Origin of the sequence: Mycobacterium sp. (genome assembly GCF_965277065.1) — a bacterium.
Lineage (GTDB): Bacteria > Actinomycetota > Actinomycetes > Mycobacteriales > Mycobacteriaceae > Mycobacterium.
The window spans coordinates 1,740,126-1,755,632 of the sequence record NZ_CBDIBT010000019.1; the positions used below are offsets into that span (position 1 = coordinate 1,740,126).

Genomic DNA, 15,507 nt, shown 5'->3' on the forward strand with positions numbered 1-15,507 from the left:
CTTCGTCGTCGCGAAACCGTCGTCATCGACCGCAAGCGAGCACACATTCGGACAGCGCATCTAACGCGGTCACGCGGGCTGCCGACGATTTAGCCGAGCTGTCGCTGCTGCGATTATCTGCTCGCGTTGTCAGGTTCAGCAGTGCTGTGCGAGTCGGTCTGACGAACGTGCCGCCCGGTGGCGGCAAGCCGGACGGCGTAGATGAGCGAGCTGAGGCCGTATAGAGCCGCGACCAGGAGCAGCCAGCGGCCGTAGAAGGGTTGCTGATCTTGCCCGGTGGCTGTGAAGTAGCTGGATTGCCCCTGCTGGATGATTCCGGGAAAAAACAGCAACAGCGACAGTCCCGTCGCCAGGGTGGGCACACGGAGGTAATTCAGCGGCGACACCCGCGGTGCAGGCCGCACGCAACGACCTCGCACTGCTGCAAGAGCACCCGTCAGGGAGCGGTCGGCGAGTGCGTAAAGCGGAAACAGGACGAGGTCATGCGCGATGACCGCTGCGAGAAACCAGACCCCGATCGACTGCCACCACACCTGCTGGTTCCACAACGCATGCGGTCCAAGTAGGGACACGACATATCCCGCCAGCGCCAACGCGGCGATCGTTCCCAGCAGATGCAACGGATTACTTCCGTAGAAGGCAGTGAAACGGGCAAAGAGTGCGCGCATGTCAGGGCGCTCCAAATTCGATGGACCGCACCCATTTGGTGTTGTGCACACCCGGCAGCGCGGGCACGATGATGCGCGCCGGATAGCCGTGATCGGCAGACAGGTCGACGCCGTTGACTCGAAGAGCCAGCAGCGAATCTGGGTTGCCCACCTGATTGGCCTGCAGGACGGCGTGATTGAAGCCGCCGAAGCGCTCCAGTGAGCGCACGGTTGCCCGGGCGGGATTGGGCATCCCAGCCACGGCGGCCAGATCGCCTAGACGCACTCCGCTCCACGTCTGGGTCGTCGACCACCCCTCGACGCAGGCGATCGGCAGTTCGGCGGTGTGCTGCGGCATCGCTTCGAGGGTGGCCCGCTCCAGCAGCATCTGACCCGAAGGGCTCCGCAGGGTGAGCCGCCAGTTGGCGCCGGTGTCGGCCGGAGTGATGGCGGCGGCCGTCGCGGTCCGGTTCACCTGGAAATCGTTGGGGCCGTCGCCGCGGCTGCGCCCGCGCGGCAACAACAGCGCCGCTCGGCGGCTGAACCCGCCGAGCGTTTGTCCGGCGGTGAGCACTGCGACGAACAGCGCGCCGCTGCCGACGAGGGCCAGCGCGCCGCGGCGGCTCATCGTGGGCGGTGCGGGATCGGCGGCGACCAGACCGTCGACGTCCGGTGATTCGGGACGGGTGTCGGCGCGCGAGGTGCGCAGGACAGCGCGAAACGACAGCGACCGCAGGCCGCTGACCATCTTCGGCAATTTGATTCCGACGTGGACCACAAAACCTGCGATGAACACCCACGCCCCGAAGTAATGCGCGGTGTAAAAGCTGAATCCGAATACGTAGTCATACTGAATGTTGAGCACTCCGGTCGCGAGCTCGAAAAGAATGCCGCCCACCAGCATCAACAACGAGAGCCGCTCCACAATCTGCGCGATCGATCGCACTGGTGGCCATGCGAACAGCCGTGGAATGACCGACCAGAGTTTGGCCAGCACCACCGGGATGATGACGAGACCCAACCCGACGTGCACGCCCTGCGTGAGGCGGTAAAGCCAGGAGGGCCGGCTCGGCCAGTCGAAGGTAGGCAGTTTGAGCCATCCCACGTCATGAGGGATGGCTTGACCGAACTGCGGACCGTACGCGATGTAGGACAGCAACCCCGTCAGCGTCACCGCAGGCAGCCCGATGAGCAGCACCGAGCCGAACACCGACGTCAGCCAGGGCCCCCGTAACGGACTGCGCCATCGCTGCAGCAGGCCGACCCCGGGTGGGCGGTGCCGCTCCAACGCACGCCACAACGGCGCAGGAAACCCGTACACCGCCTCGGTTCCGTCGTGCGCCCGGTCCGGGCTGCGCGAGGCGACGAGGCGACGCGCTTCAGCAGATTCCCCCGACGGACTCGGTGGCGGGTTCGGGGCTGTCATCAAGCCCGACTTTACTTCGCTGGCCGTGCACGGCCGTGTCTTCGCCGCTAGCGTGCCGTTGCGACTCTGGGATCGCCTGCCTTGCAAAGCTGTTATCTGTCCTGCGGCGGCTCGCCGCTGGGGCGGCTGTAACGGTCTTGGGCGCGCCGCACCGTCTCGTCGACGAGGTTTCGAGCGACTGTCGCCAGCTTGGTGTTCTCGGATTGGCTGATGCGTTTGAGCCGGTTGAATGCGTCCTCGGCGGAGCCACCGGTGCGGCCCCGGATGATGCCGATCGCCTGATCAATCACTTTGCGGCTGACCAATGCGCGCTGCAGGTGCTCTGCTTTCTCCTGGGCCGCGACGAGCAGCTGCGTGTTGTACACCGACACCGCCGCAGCCTCCGCGAAGGCGGTCCCTAACCGCACTGCGTGCTCACCGAATACGTCCTGTCCCCTGGCGTAGACATTGATCGAGCCCACCACCTGCTCGTCGATCAGCAGCGGCAGCGCGAGCGCTGAGGCCACCCCCAGCCGCGCGACCCGGTCACCGAAACGTGGCCATCGCTGGTCCGCCCCCAGGGACCCGCTGACCGCCGCACGCCGTGTCTGCATGCAGCTGATGCACGGTCCTTCTTTGAGAACCTGGTATTGCATGAGGTCGATGTCGTGGACTATTGCTGTGGTCGCCGCCCAGGCCTGGACACCCATGGTGCTGCCGAGCGGTTTGATCAGCGTCACTCCCACACCTGTGTCACCGGCACCCGGGATGGCTTGTACGGCGAACCCGGCGACGTTGCGAAGCACCGCCTCCAAGGTCCGCCCGGCCGACACCATCGCCGACAGCCCGTGCAACCCCGTTGCCAGATCCTCGTCATCGGCGTCGGCCCGCCCGGGATCGAGATCAGCCTCGACCGGCGCCTGCCGTTCTGCTTGCGCGTCAAACTCCGTCATCGCCTACGTCCTCAAGTGGGCGTCTCGTCGCGTGCCACTGCGCTCCGCAGCTACCAAACGACCTGATAGCCGCGCGGTCTTCACGGCAACGCCATCGCCGTCGACGGCAATTGCCCAATATAAGCGACCCGACGACGTCGTGCGCCGGGCCGCTTCGTGCCCGGCGCCGGCCCAGCTGCCTCTGCGGTGCCCGCACGGCGCTCGCATCCGCTCGTTTTGGCGGCGTGCTGGGGCGGCTCGAGTCGCGGCAACCAACCGTGTCTGAGTCGGGGTCCTGCCGAGCCGCGATATGGAGTAACGGTCAAGTACGAGCGATGGCCTCAGCGCTCGCCATCGCCGACGGTCGCGACCGTCGGGTGAGCTTTGGCCCAGTCGGTCAGGAACTTTTCCGCCGCGGTCTGACCATTGGCGAACAGCTTGTCACGCTGGTCGGTGGTCAGCCCGAAATCAGTGCTGGCGATGCCCATCGTGTCCACGAACACCGTCCGGGCGCCGACGCCCTCATCTGCCAGCGGGTAGCGGTTCCACTCCCCCATGGCCGTGTGCGCAATCGAGACGACCTCACCGAGGTCGCCCCGCACCGGCACGTCCGGTGTGTTCAGACCCGGACGCGACGAGAGCTTGATCCCGAACGTCGGCCACCGGTTAGGCCGGTCGTCGGTCCGGTCGAATACGGTCACCGGGAAATTCTGCAGCAGACCGCCGTCGACCCAGGTGCAGGCGCCCAGGGCCGTCTTTTGCTCGAAGGGCTGGAAGAAGAACGGGATTGACATCGACGCGCGGACCGCGTCCACGATCGGGTAGCTGTCGATGACCGCAATCTGCCGGGCCGGATCACGCTGATCCTTGGTGCTCAGCAGGTAGTAAGGCAGGTCCCAGGGCAGCCGGGCCAGGGTGCCGCGGGTCAGGTCCGAGGTGTGGGTGACCAGCCGGTAGCGCTGGTACGGGGCTAGGGCGGTGCCGTCGTCTCCGGTGATCTTGAGGTCGGCGAAAGTGCGGATACCCAGCGGTTCAAGCTTCGAAGTCAGCCACTCCTGGACGTAGGAACTGGCGTACAGGCCCTGGTGGTTGACCAGCGCGGTCGCGTTCCCGATCAGGCCCAGATGCTTCTCGGCCCAGGTCTTCTGCATGAACCGGGTGTAGTCCAGCTCGGCCATATCCGTCTGAAGCTGAGTAAGCGGGACTTTCCTGACCTGATATGCGGCGATAAGGGCGGCCACGATAGCGCCGGCCGACGTGCCCCCGATCCGGGGAAAAACAACGCCGGCCTCATGCAGGGTCAGGACGGCCCCGACTAGGCCGATCCCCTTCACTCCCCCGCCCTCGAGAACGAGATCCGCGCCCGGCCCGGCCTCCGCTCGCTCTTCCAGTGTCATACTCTGGCCCGCCTGGCCGCCCGCCGTTGTCATCCCTGCCTCCGCGAATTCCCAGTCACTAGTGAAAATGTGACATAAGTACAGGCCCAAGGTCCGGCCGCTGTCCAGCGAATGGCGCTTTCCGCGCCGGGCTGCGGGTCCTGGTTGGCTGGCCCTAGGTGACAGGCGGATCCGCGTAGTCCGTGGCACACCTGACGAGGGGTGGTCTCGAGGCAGCAGCGCCATCAGGTGGTGTCATCGCCACCCACGACACCGGGTCCCCACTTCATAGGTGCGGCAGCCACCCGCCCACAATCGCGACAAGATAAAACCTGGACTCATGGAGCCTCGGCCCGCAGGTGCTGCCGCGGCGGCCGCGCGAAGACAGGTAGCTGACTACTCGTGCCGAAGGTTCGCAGCTGCCATAACGTCACCGACAGCTCACCCCGGCGCCGCGCCGGTCGCCATCACGTCACCCATCGACCTCGAGGAGACAACTGTGTCATGCAAACGACGCCGCCCACCAGCGCGCCGACACCTGCACCTCGTCGACAGCGCCGAGGTTACCGCTTCGCCTGATTCTGTTCGGCCACAACACTATCGCGCCGCACCCGATGCGAGCGAGCACTCCACCGTAGACCCCGACGACCCGGTCGGCACGCCGCTGATGTGGTGACGCGGACAGGCGGACTGTTCGCCGGGAGCGCTCGGCACCCGACCGGATCGCCGAGGCGATCAACACAACGTTCGGCTGAAACATCCCGCGGCAAAAGGTTTTTCGCCGGGTCAGTGACCGGTGAAGTTGGCTTTGCGTCGTTCGGCGAAGGATTGGATGCCTTCTGCGCCGTCGGCCGTTGCGAAAAGCGCGGTGACGTCGGATACCAGGGTGGCGGCGGCGGCTGGATTGCCCTGGTCGCGGCTGCGGTGCGCAGACGCCAATAGTGTTCTGACCCCGAGCGGCGCGGAGTCCTCGGCGATGGCGGCGGCCAAGGCGGTGGCACGTTTGAGGGCATCGTCACCGTCGGTGGCGATCTGCTGAATCAGGCCGATGCGGAAGGCTTCGGCGGCGTCGAACTCGTCGCCGGTGAGGATCCAGCGCATCGCGTTGCCCCAGCCGGCTTCGCGCCAGAACCGCAGAGTCGCTCCGCCGAAGGGGTAGATCCCGCGTTTGATCTCCAGTTGACTGAACCGGGTGTTGGTCGCGGCGATGCGGATGTCGGCGGCGAGCAGAAGCTCGATACCCAGCGTCATGCACCAGCCCTGCGCGGCGGCGATGACCGGTTTGGTCCAGTTGTAGTCGAGCCGCCACGGATCGAGGCCATCCTCGGGGAAGGTACTGGTCCCGGAGACCAGGGCTGGGGCGACGTCGAGCATGTCCAGGCCGCCGGTGAAGTGGTCGCCGTGACCGAACAGGACTCCGGCGCGCAGGTCGTCGTCATTCTCCAGGATGGCGTAGGCCTGCGACAGCTCGGCGAGCATGGTCGTGGTGAACGCGTTGCGCTTCTCAGGCCGGTTGAGTCCCATGAGCAGGACGTGTCCGTCGCGTTCGACGGTGATGGTGGCCGCGGTTGCCATGGCGTTCTCGCTTTCGGTGGGCTCTGGATGAAGCGTTATCGGGTGGTGCTGAGTCCGCCGTCGACGGGGATGACGGCGCCGGTGATGTAGGCGCTGGCGGGGCTGGCCAGGAAGGTGGCGATGCCGGCGATGTCGTCGGGTCTTCCGATGCGGCCCAGCGGCAACTGCGCCCCGACGGCCTCGGATCCGGCCGACAACAGCGTGGCGGTCATCTTGGATTCGAATAAGCCCGGTGCGATCACATTGACCAGGATCCGGGGGGCGAGCTCGCCGGCGAGGTGGCGGGTGAGCATGTGGACTGCGGCCTTGCTGGCGCTGTAGGAGAAGTTGTTCATTCCCGACAACGGGGCCCGCAGGCCGTCGACGCTTCCGGTGTTGACGACGCGGGCGGGATCGTCGTCGCTGGCGCCCGCCGTGAGCAGCGGCACCAAAGCGCGGGTCAGCAGGAAGACACCTTTGACGTTGATTGCGAATACCTTGTCGAATGCCGACTCGGGAAAATCGGCGAACGGTGCACCCCAGTTTGCTCCGGCGTTGTTGAACAGCGCATGGACGGCGTTCTCGCGGCGTGACAGCTGTGCTGCCAACGAGTCGATGCCGCTGCGGGTACCGAGATCGGCGGGTATCGACTGGACGGGTCCCACCCCTGCGAGCGCCTCGACTGCGGCGTCGAGCTCGGCGGCCTTGCGACTGCAGAGATACACGCGGGCTCCGGCCGCCAAGAGTCCCCGCGCGATCATCAGACCGATGCCGCGACCCCCGCCGGTCACCACCGCGACCTTGCCGTCCAATCGGAACGGATCACCAACCACTTCGTTCACCTCGACTGTTCGTTGGGTCCTGTCCTCGCCGTGACATATGCAAGCACGATAAGGCGTTACTATGCAAGTCTTCATAGAAAAACCAGCGAAAGTCCCCGCGTTAGCAGGCGTCTGTTGACAAGACGTGCTGCAGGCCAACGGATTTGACCGCATAGCATCATTCTGGGCTTCCACCGGTTCGGTCGGTTTGACCAAACAATTATGAAGGGTGTAATAATGCTTTAAGACGGCCGCGGGCGTCGTCGAAAAACACGCGAGGTGATCAGGTGGCACGAGTGGGGCGCGACACCCGGCGCGACATGGTGGTCAGCGCCGTGGAAGTGTTGCGGGAGCGCGGCGCTGACGCGGTGACGCTCGATGCCGTCCTGACCCGCAGCGGTGCCCCGCGCGGATCCATCTACCATCACTTTCCCGGTGGTCGGCGCGAAATCCTCAGCGAGGCTTTGGATTTCGCCGGTGACGCTATTGCCGCCCTGATCGAGAGGGTGGCCGAGGCAGGGCCCAACCCGGCGCTGCGCGAGTTCAGCGCGTTCTGGACAGAGATCCTGCGCGACAGCGACTACACCGCCGGATGTCCAGTGGTGTCGGTCGCGGTGAGCAACGCCGATCAGGGCGGTGCTCAGCTGGCGGATCAAGCCGGCGACATCTTCGAACGCTGGTGTAGCGCGATGCGCATGGCGCTCGTTCGCGATGGCCTGACCGCCTCGGGTGCCGATCGGATGGCCACCATGGTCGTCGCCGCGGTGGAGGGTGCGGTGGTGCTGTGCCGCGTTCGCCGCAATACCGCACCGTTGGACGACGTCGTGCGCGGACTGGAGTTGCTGATCGACATCGAAAAGCTGATGGCCCGCAACGATTTTGAGAAGGAAACCCGACCGTGACCATGATGATTGACAATTCCTCGTCTCTGTTCGACCTGCCGTCGGATGTCGCCGACGTTCGCACCTGGGCGCACGACTTCGCGGCAAAATACATTCGGCCCGTCGCCGCCGAGTACGACGCCCGTGAGGAAACGCCGTGGCCCGTCATTCAGGACGCGGCCAAAGCCGGGCTGTACACCCCCGAATTCGCCCTGCAAGCCTTCACCGACCCGTCCGGGCTGATGCTTCCGGTGGTCGCCGAGGAGATTTTCTGGGGTGACGGCGGGATGGGCCAAGCGCTGCTGGGCACCTTCCTGCCACTGGCTGCGCTGATGCGAGCCGGCACCCCCGACCAAGTCCGGACCTGGACGCCGGAGTTCTTCGGCACCGTCGAGCAGCCTGCCGTCGCGGCACTGTGCGCGAGCGAACCCGACGCGGGCAGCGACGCCGCCAACATCCGAACCCACGCCCGATTCGACGAGGCCAGCGGAGACTGGATGCTCAACGGCATCAAGACCTGGGCAACCAACGGCGGCATCGCCGGTGTCCACGTCATCAACGCCACCGTGGACCGGGACCTCGGTGCCCGCGGACACGCCCTGTTCCTCGTCCCGCCCGGCACCCCCGGGCTGAGTCAAGGCCAGAAATTCTCGAAACACGGTCTGCGCGCCTCGCACACCGCCGAGGTTCTGCTCGAGAACGTCCGAATCCCAGCCGATCTCGTCCTGGGCGGCAAGGACGCCCTCGACGCGCGTCTGGCCGCGGCGCGTGAGCGCCGCAAGGTCCGGGTTCCCGCGGCCATGGCCGCCTTCGAAGCGACCCGCCCCTCGATCGCCGCCATGGCCGTCGGAGTGGCCCGCGCCGCCTACGAATACGCCCTGGACTACGCCAAAACCCGCGTGCAGTTCGGCCGGCCCATCATTGCCAACCAGGGCATCGCCTTCATGCTCGCCGATATGGCTACTGAGATCGACGCCGCCCGGTTGCTGGCATGGCGGGCCTCGCACCAACTCGCCCGCGGCATCCCCTTGGTCAACGCCGAAGGCAGCATGGCGAAACTGAAAGCCTCTGAGGTGGCCGTCCGTACCACCGAACAGGCCATCCAGATACTCGGCGGCAACGGCTACACCCGCGACTACCCCGTCGAACGCTGGGCCCGCGACGCCAAGATCTTCACCATCTACGAAGGCACCAGCGAAATACAGCGTCTGATCATCAGTCGTGCCGTCTCTGGGATGCGCATCGAATGAATCACACTGCCATACAACCAGATCCGCTCATCCGGGACGAGGAGTAACCGCCATGCCCATGGTCACCGTTGAACACCTGGCCGGTCGGCTTTCCGCACCGCAGAAGGCAGACCTCGCCGAAGAACTGACCAAGGTCCTCCTCGAGATCGAAGGCGGCGGCGACACACCCTTCGGCCGGGCCGCCAGCTGGGTGCGCTTCCGTGAAATCCCGGCCGATGATTGGTTCGTCGGCGGCCTCAACGACGGAACCCACGTATCCGAAAGTGGATTATTCCTTGTCGAGATCTACGTACCCGAAGGACTGCTCGACCAAGACCGCATCTCGCAGGCGCATCACGCCACCAACCAGGCGATCGCCCGAATCACCGGCGCCGACGACGCGCAAGGGGCCACCGCGTCGGTCTGGGTTCAGGTATTCGAATGGCCCGAGGGTCACATGGCTGCGGGCGGTCGAACGTCGGGTCTGTTCCGAATCGCCAAGCGTGCCGGCCACCCCGCCGAGCATCCAGTGCTCGAATTTCCCCGGGCCTACTTCGCCGCCAAGGACCGTTCCCTTCACGCCGGCAACTTCCCCGAAAAGACCTCGGGCCGCGCGCTCGATCGCTACTGATCCCGCCGCGCGTCCACGCGGAATTGCCCGTCCGGCAGCATGTATGGAAACGATCGACAAGATCGGCGACCGAACCTCGCCTCTCGGATGAGCACCGTTCGTTTGAGAGAAAGTGGGATCGCTCCAATTCGAGTGCACTGAGTGCATATTCGCCGAGTCACCAACTATCGATGCAATGGACACGTCCGGGTAGCCCGGTCACCGGCGAACCCTTGCCGCTGCGAAAGTATCGGCTTCCAGCCGTTTGACAGAATAGGCCGTACTATCCTCAGCTTCGTTTCAGGGAAACTAAGGTGCTGATGTGAGCATTTTGGGGTGCCTTCGTGGTGTTGCTGTCATCGCGGTCGCCGGCTTGATCGCCGACTCACTGCCGCCACTTCCGCAGCTACCCACGGTGCTGTCGACTGCCATCCGACTTGCCAGCAATGACGCAGCGGATTCGCCGCTCGGCGATGGCACGGCATTGTTGATGGGCGGCACCAGTATTCCGCAACCAAGCCCGCTTTACCTCGATGCCGCTGACACACTGTATCTGCACCCGCGTGGATTCGACGGCACCCTGCAGTCGTTATTCACCCCCGAGGATGTAAGCCCCACGTCGGAGACGCGGGGCGAGCAGATTCTCGACTCCACGATTCTGCAAGAGTTCAACAACGGAGAACTGAGCGCGCAAAATCCCGCGGTGGTGTTCGGCTACTCGCAGAGCGCCTCGATCTCCTCGGCCGTGATGCGTGAGCTTGCCGGTCAGGGAGTGCCCAGCCGTGATGTGCACTTCGTGTTGATCGGCGATCCGGACAACCCTGCCGGAGGCTCGGAGGTAGCGACCGGCGACCTTTCCCCGCAATATCTCATGGCCAACGTCGCGACGCCGAACGATCTCTACCCGACGGACGTCTACACCCATGAATACGACGGGGTCGCCGATTTCCCGAAGTATCCGCTCAACCTGCTCTCAGACCTCAACGCTGCGTTGGGCTTCATCTACGAGCACGGCACTTATCTGAGCCTCACGCCCGAGCAGATCAGCGGTGCTGTTCAACTGCCGACGACGGCGGCCGACACCATGGTCAACTACTACATCATTCCGGCCGAAAGCCTGCCGTTACTGGATCCGTTGCGGTTGATCCCGATCATCGGACAGCCCCTATATGACCTGCTCGAACCCGATACCAAAATTCTGGTGGACCTCGGCTACGGCAGTATCGACCAGGGGTGGGCATCGGGAGATGCCGACCTCGTCAGCGCTTCCGGATTGTTTCCGACTGACCTGAATCTCGGCGATCTTTCCACCGCTTTAGGTAACGGTCTGCAGCAAGGCGTCAGTGACTTCATCGCCGACTTGGGCAACCCGGACACGTACCAAATCACCTCCCTGGTTGATAATCCGTCGTTGTCTGCGGTCGCCGAGGCGGGGTACCTCTACGGCTTCCTCGACACGCCACACCCGACGCTGTCCGAAGCCGTACAGGGCATCACCGAGCTGCTTCAAGCGTTCACCGCCATGTCTTGAGCTCCACGGCAGCCAATGAGGCTGTGCCGCTTAGAGACGGCAACACCTGGGCGTGGATCGCCCGCCGAATCTTGTCGGACCTGGCTGCGATGATGTCGTTATGTCGTTGACCGCATCGCCTCCGGTGGTGGTGAGCCCTGCTGAGCGTGTGGAGGTGTTGTTCGAGGAGTTGGCGGAGTTGGCGGGCCAGCGCAATGCGATTGATGGGCGGATCGTGGAGATCGTCGCCGAGCTGGATCGCGACGAGCTCTGCGGGGCTACGGGCGCGCGGTCGGTGGCGGCGTTGGTGGCCTGGAAGCTGGGCTGGTCCTCGGGAAACGCCCACGCGATCACCACCGTGGCGCGCCGGCTGCGGGAGTTCCCGCGCTGCGCCCAAGGCATGCGGGAGGGCCGACTGTCGCTGGATCAGGTCGGGGTCATTGCGGCGCGGGCCGGTGCGGGGTCTGATGAGCACTATGCGCAGCTGGCGGCCTGCGCCACGGTCAATCAGCTGCGCACCGCGGTCAAGCTAGAACCGCGCCCCGAACCCGAACCTCGGCCAGAGCCCGAGCGCTCGATCACCACGACCAGCACCGAGCGGGGCAGCTGCTATCGGATCACCCTTGGCCACCATGACGCCGCGAAGTTCGACGCCGCCTTGGCGTCTCATCGTGATGCGCTGATCGCCGAGTGGAAGCACGATCACGGCGGTGGCGCGGACGCCCCCGATCAGCGGGCCCCGTTGCCGGGCGCCGCCGAGGCGTTTATGCGCCTGGTCGAGGCTGGCTGGGACGCCGAGGCCACGCGGCGCCCACACGGGCAGCACACCACCGTGGTGGTGCACCTCGACGTTGAGCAGCGCGCTGCGGCACTGCATCTGGGTCCGCTGCTGCCCGAGGCCGAACGCCGCTACCTGACCTGTGATGCCACGTGTGAAGTCTGGTTCGAACGACACGGCCAGGTCATCGGGGCCGGCCGGGCGACCCGGCTGATCAACCGGCGGCTGCGCCGCGCACTGGAACATCGCGACCGCATGTGCGCGGTTCCTGGCTGTGATGCCACCCGTGGTCTGCACGCCCATCACCTCCGGCACTGGGAAGACGGCGGCCCCACCGAGTTGGCCAACCTGGTGCTGCTATGCCCTCATCATCACCGGTTGCACCATCGCGGGGTCATCACCATCACCGGACCCGCAGACGCGCTCATCGTCACCGACAACGCCGACCGACCATTGAGCCCGGGATCGCTGGCGCGCCCACCAACCCAACCCCCACCCAAGGTGGCGCCCTGCCCAGGACCTACCGGCGAACGCGCCCACTGGTGGTGGTACGACCCCTTCCAACCCCAACCACCACCACCACAGAATTAGATCTGCTATCGGAGCCGGTCACCACCGGCGCCCTGCCTAAGCCCAAACGCGCTGAGGCACAGCGAAATTCGTTCGCGACACCCGCCGCTACCGGATCGTGCCCCCGCCCTCATCCAGATTAAGCCAAGTCGCGTCGGGCCTACTCGAAACATGTTTCGCCGAATTCGAATCTTAAGTATTCTCGCCCTGATCCCAATGTCCGAGCGGCGGTGGCGATCAATGTCGAGCAACAATCGCGTGTCAATGAGTTTCGATGGGAATGGCAATCTTATTGCGGCGCAACATCGGAATCGTCCACGGCGGGTCATAGAACCACGCGGCCGGCGCACCGGTGGGTTCGAGGCCCGTTTCGCGTAAAGTTCGCACCAGCTCGGCAGTCTGGGATGCGACCGCACGGGCGCTGGTGCTGCCGGAAAACCGGCGCACAGCGATGGTCTCGGCCGGCACGGTCACGAGCCGCACCGCCCGATTGTTGGGTTGGGGCAATGACGTTAATGATTCCCGTGCCGGCATAAAGAACCGGATCACCCATTCGCCATTGTTACCAGCGCTTTCGGAGACCGGTGCGGTCATCGAGATCTTCTGACCGCGAACAGCGTTGTCCTGCTGCACAACCGGCGCCGTCATCGCAATCTTTGTGTCGGCGTGATTACCGCCAAAGATGTAACCTGCCAGACGCCGGAATCCTTGGCTACGCGCGGCTACTTCGTGGGCGACGACGGTCGTTTCTGCAGCGATCCGCGGGCCGTAGTGGCGGATCTCGAGGCCCGGACCCGCCCGCTCGACGGTGTGTTCCGGCTCCTCGGTCCCTTGACGAACACCAACGATTGAACCGCCCGTTTCCACAAGTTGTTTCGCTAGGCCAGCTATCACCTTCAGCATGTCCCGCTCCTCTCGCTTTCGCCGCCTTCGACGGCATATTGGGGCTCTTCGGTCCCGCCTCGCAGACTGATCGCTGACGTGGTCGCTTCGGCTCGCTGAGTCACGAGTGTCGCGGCTGTATGGGTCGTGGGCCGAGTCGAGATCCAGCCGGTGGCGACCAAGCCGATGACCAAGAAACCGGCGGCGACGTAGCTGGCTAACGACAGTCCTTGTGTCATTGCGTCTTTGGCTGCGCGGCCCACCAATGCTGTTGCGGGCTGGTCGCTTAACGGTCGGATCGCCGCGCCGGCGCTGGCGGTGACGGCGCGGCTGAACCGGTCGGCCTGGCCCGCGGGTGTGCCCGACGAGGTCAGGTTGTCGTACAAGGCCGCGCCCAGGATCGAAAAGAAGACGGTCGTCAAGATCGCGATGCCCAGCGCTGAGCCAAGTTGACGGAAGGTGCTTTGAATACCCGAGCCTTGCCCGGACACCTCATCGGGAATGTCGTCGAGTACCACGTTGGTGACCTGCGCGGTGGCGAACCCTACGCCGGTCCCGTAGACAAACAGGACCAGCGCGATGTGCCACCACGGCGTGTCCGTGGAGGCCAGCGCGCCTAGTGCCGCCAGCCCGAGAGCTTCGAGCCCGAGCCCGACGCGGACCAGCGCCAGCGGGGACGCGGCGGCGGCGACGCTGAAACTCGCGCCGCTGGCGACGACGCTGCCCACCGCGACGGGTAGCAGCGCAAGACCCGCCTGTACAGCGGTGTAGCCCACGGTGAACTGCAGCCATAGCGGAAGCACGGCGATGATGCCGAATTCGCCGATGCCGATGATCAACGTGGCCACGTTGCCGCCCCGAAAGGAAGGGATGGCAAACAACCGCAAATTCATCAGAGGCTCAGTGACCGGGTCGTCGTTCCGCGTCAACGCGGCTTGCCGCACGGCGAACCCGGCCAGCGCCCCCACCGCAACGATCAGCGCGACGAATACCGGTGAAGTTGTTGCGGTCCAGGATAATCCGCGCAAACACAGCGGCGCGGTGGTAATCACCCAACCATAGGTACGGCCCTCGATCAGGCCGAAAGCAAGCAGGCCAAGTCCGGTTACCGACAGTGTCGCACCGACGACGTCGAGCCCGCCGCGGCGACGTGGGGACCTATCCAAGAACACCGCCGCACCCGCGAGGATCACCACGGACAATGGGATGTTGACGCCGAACGCCCACCGCCACGACAGGTGTTCGGCAAGCCAACCGCCCAGCAGTGGACCCAGCGCCGATGCGGCGCCGATCGTCGAACCCCATACGGCAAACGCCTTCCCACGCGCCTTACCGGTGAACATGGTGTTCAGCAGCGCCAGTGACGTCGGCAGGACCACCGCGCCGCCAATACCCTGTAGGAAGCGGGCACCGATCAACAGCCCGCCGCTGGGGGCCAGCGCGGCGAGCAGACTCGATGCGCCGAACACCACCACGCCGACCACGAAGATGCGACGCGCCCCGAATATGTCGCTGACGCGGCCGACCAGCAGCAGCAGGGCCGCGAAAATGATCGCGTAGGACTCCTGGATCCACTGTGTTTGGGTGGAATCCACCGACAGGTCGCGCACAATTGACGGAATGATGACGTTGACGATGGTGGTGTCCACCACGATCAGTGCGACACCGAGCGCGATGATCACCAAGCCAAGCCAACGTCTCGTCGACAACGACAAACGCAACACAATGCCTCCGTGGTGAAGTAACTTCATTGTGAAGCTATGCGGGTTCGTACGGGAAAGCAACGCAGATGGACAACAAAAAGGTTGCGGCGGTCGCCGAACGTCGCCGCCGACTGGTCGAAGAGCTGCGCGACTACGGCGCCACCTACAACCGTTACGGACGCGCCTTCGCGACGTGGATGGGCCTACATTCCACCGACGCCGACGCGTTGGTGGAGATCGTCAACGCCGAACAACGCGGCGAGCCGCTGACACCTGCGCGGTTGGCTGCACGAATCGCCTTGACCAGCGGAGCCACCGCGACCTTGCTCAATCGTCTCGAGCGTGTCGGCCACATCGTGCGCTCTCGCGAGCACCACGATCGCCGACTGGTCACGCTGCGCACTGGCCCGCACGTCCATCGATGCGCTGAGCAATTTTTCGGCCCTCTGGCCCGGCGCCTCGACACCGTGATGACGCGCTACCCCCCCGAGGTCGTGCAGCAGTTCCAGAATTTGATCGCGGAACTGCACACCACGATGAACGACCACCTCGACACGGGTGACTTTGGCCGCTGAGGTCACGCGGGGGGGCGATTCTCCGTACGCATTC

At 65.0% G+C, this 15,507-nt stretch carries 14 protein-coding genes; 6 read left to right on the forward strand and 8 right to left on the reverse strand.

The window, feature by feature from the left end; translation table 11 throughout:
• Positions 1-113 precede the first annotated feature (113 nt).
• The 6 genes from ACQY5A_RS25720 to ACQY5A_RS25745 all read right to left on the reverse strand — a co-directional run bounded on the left by ACQY5A_RS25720 (position 114) and on the right by ACQY5A_RS25745 (position 6,747).
• Positions 114-668 carry a hypothetical protein gene (locus ACQY5A_RS25720; RefSeq protein WP_428343051.1) on the reverse strand — a complete coding sequence of 185 codons (555 nt, stop codon included), beginning with the start codon at positions 666-668 and terminating at the stop codon, positions 114-116.
• 1 nt (position 669) lies between these two features.
• Positions 670-2,073, reverse strand: coding sequence for a molybdopterin-dependent oxidoreductase (locus ACQY5A_RS25725; protein ID WP_428343052.1), 1,404 nt, complete (start codon positions 2,071-2,073; stop codon positions 670-672).
• Between the two features lie 92 nt (positions 2,074-2,165).
• Positions 2,166-3,005, reverse strand: a complete 840-nt coding sequence (locus ACQY5A_RS25730) for a GAF and ANTAR domain-containing protein (protein ID WP_428343053.1) — start codon at positions 3,003-3,005, stop codon at positions 2,166-2,168.
• Positions 3,006-3,325: 320 nt separating this feature from the next.
• Entirely contained in the window at positions 3,326-4,414 is a 1,089-nt protein-coding gene (locus ACQY5A_RS25735) for a patatin-like phospholipase family protein (protein ID WP_428343054.1), read from the reverse strand.
• 732 nt (positions 4,415-5,146) lie between these two features.
• Positions 5,147-5,935, reverse strand: coding sequence for a crotonase/enoyl-CoA hydratase family protein (locus ACQY5A_RS25740; protein WP_428343055.1), 789 nt, complete (start codon positions 5,933-5,935; stop codon positions 5,147-5,149).
• A gap of 35 nt (positions 5,936-5,970) precedes the next feature.
• Entirely contained in the window at positions 5,971-6,747 is a 777-nt protein-coding gene (locus ACQY5A_RS25745; protein ID WP_428343056.1) for an SDR family oxidoreductase, read from the reverse strand.
• A 275-nt stretch (positions 6,748-7,022) separates the two neighbouring features.
• On the opposite strand from ACQY5A_RS25745, the gene ACQY5A_RS25750 reads away from it, so the two are divergent.
• The 5 genes from ACQY5A_RS25750 (at position 7,023) to ACQY5A_RS25770 (ending at position 12,334) form a co-directional block, all read left to right on the forward strand.
• Entirely contained in the window at positions 7,023-7,637 is a 615-nt protein-coding gene (locus ACQY5A_RS25750) for a TetR/AcrR family transcriptional regulator (protein WP_428343057.1), read from the forward strand.
• Positions 7,638-7,639: 2 nt separating this feature from the next.
• Complete coding sequence (locus ACQY5A_RS25755) at positions 7,640-8,866, forward strand: acyl-CoA dehydrogenase family protein (protein WP_428343346.1); 1,227 nt, start codon at positions 7,640-7,642, stop codon at positions 8,864-8,866.
• A gap of 52 nt (positions 8,867-8,918) precedes the next feature.
• Positions 8,919-9,476 carry a tautomerase family protein gene (locus tag ACQY5A_RS25760; protein ID WP_428343058.1) on the forward strand — a complete coding sequence of 186 codons (558 nt, stop codon included), beginning with the start codon at positions 8,919-8,921 and terminating at the stop codon, positions 9,474-9,476.
• Positions 9,477-9,777: 301 nt separating this feature from the next.
• On the forward strand, positions 9,778-10,986 hold the full coding sequence (locus ACQY5A_RS25765) for a PE-PPE domain-containing protein (protein WP_428343059.1): 1,209 nt from the start codon (positions 9,778-9,780) through the stop codon (positions 10,984-10,986).
• Between the two features lie 100 nt (positions 10,987-11,086).
• On the forward strand, positions 11,087-12,334 hold the full coding sequence (locus tag ACQY5A_RS25770; RefSeq protein ID WP_428343060.1) for an HNH endonuclease signature motif containing protein: 1,248 nt from the start codon (positions 11,087-11,089) through the stop codon (positions 12,332-12,334).
• Positions 12,335-12,574: 240 nt separating this feature from the next.
• Here the strand turns inward: ACQY5A_RS25770 and ACQY5A_RS25775 are convergent, their stop codons facing one another.
• On the reverse strand, positions 12,575-13,216 hold the full coding sequence (locus ACQY5A_RS25775; protein ID WP_428343061.1) for an SOUL family heme-binding protein: 642 nt from the start codon (positions 13,214-13,216) through the stop codon (positions 12,575-12,577).
• Entirely contained in the window at positions 13,210-14,877 is a 1,668-nt protein-coding gene (locus tag ACQY5A_RS25780) for a DHA2 family efflux MFS transporter permease subunit (protein WP_428343062.1), read from the reverse strand. The genes ACQY5A_RS25775 and ACQY5A_RS25780 overlap by 7 nt, the downstream gene beginning before the upstream one ends.
• A gap of 107 nt (positions 14,878-14,984) precedes the next feature.
• On the opposite strand from ACQY5A_RS25780, the gene ACQY5A_RS25785 reads away from it, so the two are divergent.
• A complete protein-coding gene (locus ACQY5A_RS25785) occupies positions 14,985-15,473 on the forward strand; it encodes a MarR family winged helix-turn-helix transcriptional regulator (RefSeq protein ID WP_428343063.1) in 489 nt (162 codons plus the stop codon).
• The last annotated feature ends 34 nt before the right edge of the window (positions 15,474-15,507 follow it).

What these genes read in the sequence shown, in the direction of transcription:
- ACQY5A_RS25720 (WP_428343051.1), bottom strand. Translation starts at nt 668, where the DNA reads ATGCGCGCACTCTTTGCCCGTTTCACTGCCTTCTACGGAAGTAATCCG.
- ACQY5A_RS25725 (WP_428343052.1), bottom strand. Translation starts at nt 2,073, where the DNA reads ATGACAGCCCCGAACCCGCCACCGAGTCCGTCGGGGGAATCTGCTGAA.
- ACQY5A_RS25730 (WP_428343053.1), bottom strand. Translation starts at nt 3,005, where the DNA reads ATGACGGAGTTTGACGCGCAAGCAGAACGGCAGGCGCCGGTCGAGGCT.
- ACQY5A_RS25735 (WP_428343054.1), bottom strand. Translation starts at nt 4,414, where the DNA reads ATGACAACGGCGGGCGGCCAGGCGGGCCAGAGTATGACACTGGAAGAG.
- ACQY5A_RS25740 (WP_428343055.1), bottom strand. Translation starts at nt 5,935, where the DNA reads ATGGCAACCGCGGCCACCATCACCGTCGAACGCGACGGACACGTCCTG.
- ACQY5A_RS25755 (WP_428343346.1), top strand. Translation starts at nt 7,640, where the DNA reads ATGATGATTGACAATTCCTCGTCTCTGTTCGACCTGCCGTCGGATGTC.
- ACQY5A_RS25760 (WP_428343058.1), top strand. Translation starts at nt 8,919, where the DNA reads ATGCCCATGGTCACCGTTGAACACCTGGCCGGTCGGCTTTCCGCACCG.
- ACQY5A_RS25770 (WP_428343060.1), top strand. Translation starts at nt 11,087, where the DNA reads ATGTCGTTGACCGCATCGCCTCCGGTGGTGGTGAGCCCTGCTGAGCGT.
- ACQY5A_RS25775 (WP_428343061.1), bottom strand. Translation starts at nt 13,216, where the DNA reads ATGCTGAAGGTGATAGCTGGCCTAGCGAAACAACTTGTGGAAACGGGC.
- ACQY5A_RS25785 (WP_428343063.1), top strand. Translation starts at nt 14,985, where the DNA reads ATGGACAACAAAAAGGTTGCGGCGGTCGCCGAACGTCGCCGCCGACTG.